The organism is bacterium endosymbiont of Bathymodiolus sp. 5 South (assembly GCF_900128535.1).
Lineage (GTDB): Bacteria > Pseudomonadota > Gammaproteobacteria > PS1 > Pseudothioglobaceae > Thiodubiliella.
This window is the reverse complement of sequence record NZ_FQTR01000157.1, coordinates 1-3,773: the sequence shown is the minus strand read 5'-3', so window position 1 is coordinate 3,773 and position 3,773 is coordinate 1. Positions and strand designations below refer to the sequence as shown.

Genomic DNA, 3,773 nt, shown 5'->3' with positions numbered 1-3,773 from the left:
TTGAGTTTTTATTTTTTAGTTTTTTGCAAGCAAAAACTCAAACCCTTAAAATGACGATTGTAAGTGGCTTGAGAATTATTGATTCAAATGCTCAAACTGGAATAATGTGGTGGAACTGGACACTTTTAGAAAAGGCAGTGTCAAAAATTGACCAGTTGATGGCATTAGCAAGCTGTATTAAAGGATCTTTGGTGTCTAATTGAGAAAACAGTTCTGAATGAAACAGGTTGAGCTGGGTGGATATTGGCAAGGATTTAGTTAGCATTTTTTATAAACAAAACGACTAAGAAATTAGGGTTATTTTACCAAAAGTTGGTTTATTTTTCTATGTTTTTTGTTGGTTTTATTGTTATAAATCAAGTTGTTGGGTGGTTTTTAAGGGTTGACTAAATATGCTAATAACAGTACCAGAAGTCACAATTGCTAAAAATATTTTTATACGCTTTTCCTCTCTTGAATACTTTATTAACATAGCTTTCCAATACCGTGCATTCATGTCAGTATCTAACATCGCTCGCCAAATAGCTTTTTGAGAATTATTCATTAATTTTATGACGGCACATAATGCTAGAATTCAGCCGATGTGTTATCGGTCGGCTGGAATGATTTGTTATAATTTTCATTATTGTAATTTATTAATGATTTCATAAATTCTTTCTTCTGCTTTGGTTACAGCTCTAAACTCCACCCTTTGAGAGGCTTGTATATCTTCTTTTTCATTTTTTAAAATCAAATTAGAAAATGACATGCCATTTGCGCGAAAAACATTCTCTAAAAATACTTTATTGTTTGCTGACTTTACAATGTTATAACTATAAGCTAAAACAGATTTAGCTCTATTTTGTGATAAAGACATATTATTTATATATGATTGCCCTCTTGTAGCATTTTTCCATACTGAGGATGTATGTCCTTCAATCCTAATTTCTTTAATTTGTTTTTTATATTTATTATTGGTTAAAATTTCTAAATATCTTGGGAAAAAATTATCCAATACATTCTTAAAAAGTTCTTTAATCTTACTACTATTAGTATCAAATAAAATCTCTGGAGATTTAAAGCGAATTGTATTGTCTTTTAAAATTTCCGCATCCCAAATTTCAAGATCTTTTTTAAATTCTTTCTTTAAATCTTCATATAGCTGTTGTTGAATATTTTGGTAGCCCTCTGCTATTTCTTTAATCGCTTTTTGTTCTTTTTGCACTTCGCTCATAAATAAAACGGCGACAAACAAAAACACCATCATGAGACCCGCCATCATATCGGATATACTTATCCACTCCCTATTAGCTTGCATAACTTTCTTTTAATTGTAAAAAACTACTGTATTGCGATGTTTGCTTTATATGTCCATGCTTAAATTCTTTTGCATGACATTCAATACATAGAACTTTTAAATTTTCGTGCTTATCATTTGTTATATCTGCATTTATATGGTGAGTATGTAAATATTTTCTACAATTATTTAAATCGTAAAAACACTCTTGACATATCCATTTGTAATACTGTTTTCTCTCTTTTGAAATATCTGGCCAATTGTCGGCATAACTACTTGGAATGGTTGTCATGTCTAACTTATTGGTAATATAAGGTTGAACATGCTGTATTGGTGCATCTAAATAAGACTTAACATTAAAACTCGCTACTCTTTGATTGTTATATATTGAATTGTGCTGTTCCAAGCAATTATTGTTGCAGATATTTAAATATTCATATTTGCCGCCTGTTGTGTGAATCATCCAAAACTTTCCATCATTCCTTGAGGCTTTTTTATATCTATGCCCTCTATTGGCATTTCTCATTTTTGTCAAAGTCGCACATTCAAAAATATGAAATTTAGGCAAATTCCATTCTGTTTTATAATTTGAAATATCGCAAATATGCACTATCGTTTTACGAATTGAGCCATCTTTTAAAACTGTAAACAACTCACCTTCTGAACTGGTATAAACATCAGCTAAATTGGTATCTACCCCCTCATTTTCAAATAATATTACCTCCGTTTTAGCAACAATATCAATTTTTATTTTATTGACTGCTCGCCATAATTCACCAAAATCTGTAATTTTCATTAGTTGATATTGTTTGCTTTCATTAGTTTAGATATTTGCTCTAAAAAACTCTCATAATCAGTTGCAAATTGTGATGTTAAAGAGGTAAGTGATTTATTTAATACATCTAATGAATTTGGCAATTGATTTTCTATTTCTCGGGTTAATTTTGTTAATGCTTCTGATTGATTGGTTAATGATTTTTGAATTTCATTAGAAAAAGTTTTTAATTCACTGGTAATACCTTTTGCCTCACCGCTAATTTCTGCAAAAGTTTTTAGATGATTTTCTAAATTTTGTATTTGATTTTGATTGGTGCTAATAACAGCTTCTAATTTGTTACTAACATCTGCAATCTTGGAATAATTATCTGTCATTTCACTAATTATTTTTGCATTATTTTCTGTGGTTGAAACGGCATTTTTAGTTTGTTCAAATAATTGAATTAAACTTTCTTTTATTTTTTTGTTAGCTTGTTGATTTTGCTCAACACTTTCTTTTAAAGAGTTGTTTATTTCGTTAGAAAACTCCCCAACCTTTGTAATTAATGCATTGGTATTTTGAGTTGTTGTGGTGTTAATTTTGTCTATATTTTTTAATAATACTTGATTATTTTCATTAACAAAATTTTGTAAACTTCTTAAATTGGTTTCGACAAATTCTTTTACCAATGCCGTTGTATTTTGATGACTTTCGTTTGTATTTTCCGCAGTTATTTTTAACTGTTTTTCAAATTCTTGAACGGAATTTTTATAAGTATTTTGCCATTCAATCATTTTTAAAACAGCCTCATTTAATTGTTTAAAATTATCGCCAAATTGTTCTGTAAGGTTGTTATTGAAATCTTTGATAACATCCTGTAATGCTTTAATAATTTCTTCAGTAGCGCCTTTTGATAAGGTTTGAACCGCTTCTTTTAAAGAATTATCAATTTCAGATAATTTTTCTTTTAAAAACTCAAATAAATCTTTTTGATTTATTTTTAACTCATCTTTAACACTTGATATATTAGAAGATAAAGATTTTATATTGGTATCAATTGAATTTAATTTTTCCAATTTTTTACTAATGTTGTTTAAGGCTGTAATTTCATTTTCAGCCTCGCCTCCACTTCTATTTTTTTGAATAATAGAAAGCAATATTGCTAGACCCATACCGACAATAGAAGTAACAAATGCTGTTTTTAATCCATCTAATAACTTTGGAACACTATCTACAACACTACTACTATCAAAACCAAGTAAGCCAATAAAGATGCCTATAAATGTTCCTAAAACACCAGTGCTAACAAGGATAGATTTAAAGTCTTGATGGCTGTCTCCTTTATAACTTGAGAGGTCTTTCCAAAACAACCAAAACATTAACAAAAAGATGATGGAAATTACAATAATATTTTCAATGGACATATGCTAACTGGCTGATGTGGGGAAATTATAACTATTAGTATTAGTATTAGAGACTTTTGCATAACTCATAATTTTTCACTTTAATTTCAATTTTTAGATTTTTTTCAAAAATATTTTCAAAACTATCTGTATTTTTTCATAAAGTCCAAAAAAAACCTTATTTTCCCCGCTGTTTATTGCTTTATTTCCCTATTTTTAGCCCTCTCCCACTCATTGGGCGTAACAATCCCCTAGACTTCGCATTTGTTTAAAAATATTCATCCCAGTTTTAAGATTGTGACTCATGGCAATAAGTTGCGCTCTAGTTTTGTTTCTT

The 3,773-nt window shown here is 29.1% G+C and carries 5 protein-coding genes; 1 reads left to right on the top strand and 4 read right to left on the bottom strand.

What is annotated here, in order from left to right; all coding sequences use genetic code 11:
- A partial coding sequence (locus BBROOKSOX_RS09460; protein WP_218973723.1) for a hypothetical protein occupies positions 1-203 on the top strand: 203 nt, incomplete at its 5' end.
- A 146-nt stretch (positions 204-349) separates the two neighbouring features.
- On the opposite strand, the gene BBROOKSOX_RS09455 is transcribed toward BBROOKSOX_RS09460, so the two are convergent.
- The 4 genes from BBROOKSOX_RS09455 to BBROOKSOX_RS09440 all read right to left on the bottom strand — a co-directional run bounded on the left by BBROOKSOX_RS09455 (position 350) and on the right by BBROOKSOX_RS09440 (position 3,457).
- On the bottom strand, positions 350-544 hold the full coding sequence (locus BBROOKSOX_RS09455; RefSeq protein ID WP_139661376.1) for a hypothetical protein: 195 nt from the start codon (positions 542-544) through the stop codon (positions 350-352).
- A 78-nt stretch (positions 545-622) separates the two neighbouring features.
- Entirely contained in the window at positions 623-1,297 is a 675-nt protein-coding gene (locus tag BBROOKSOX_RS09450) for an OmpA family protein (RefSeq protein ID WP_139661374.1), read from the bottom strand.
- Complete coding sequence (locus tag BBROOKSOX_RS09445; protein ID WP_139661372.1) at positions 1,287-2,072, bottom strand: HNH endonuclease; 786 nt, start codon at positions 2,070-2,072, stop codon at positions 1,287-1,289. Before BBROOKSOX_RS09445 ends, BBROOKSOX_RS09450 begins: the two co-directional genes overlap by 11 nt.
- Positions 2,072-3,457 (bottom strand): hypothetical protein, encoded by a 1,386-nt coding sequence (locus BBROOKSOX_RS09440; protein WP_139661369.1) that lies wholly within the window; start codon positions 3,455-3,457, stop codon positions 2,072-2,074. The genes BBROOKSOX_RS09445 and BBROOKSOX_RS09440 overlap by 1 nt, the downstream gene beginning before the upstream one ends.
- Positions 3,458-3,773: the final 316 nt, after the last annotated feature.

Coding starts and splice junctions, on each gene's coding strand:
- BBROOKSOX_RS09455 (WP_139661376.1), bottom strand. CDS start 544: ATGAATAATTCTCAAAAAGCTATTTGGCGAGCGATGTTAGATACTGAC.
- BBROOKSOX_RS09440 (WP_139661369.1), bottom strand. CDS start 3,457: ATGTCCATTGAAAATATTATTGTAATTTCCATCATCTTTTTGTTAATG.
- BBROOKSOX_RS09445 (WP_139661372.1), bottom strand. CDS start 2,072: ATGAAAATTACAGATTTTGGTGAATTATGGCGAGCAGTCAATAAAATA.
- BBROOKSOX_RS09450 (WP_139661374.1), bottom strand. CDS start 1,297: ATGCAAGCTAATAGGGAGTGGATAAGTATATCCGATATGATGGCGGGT.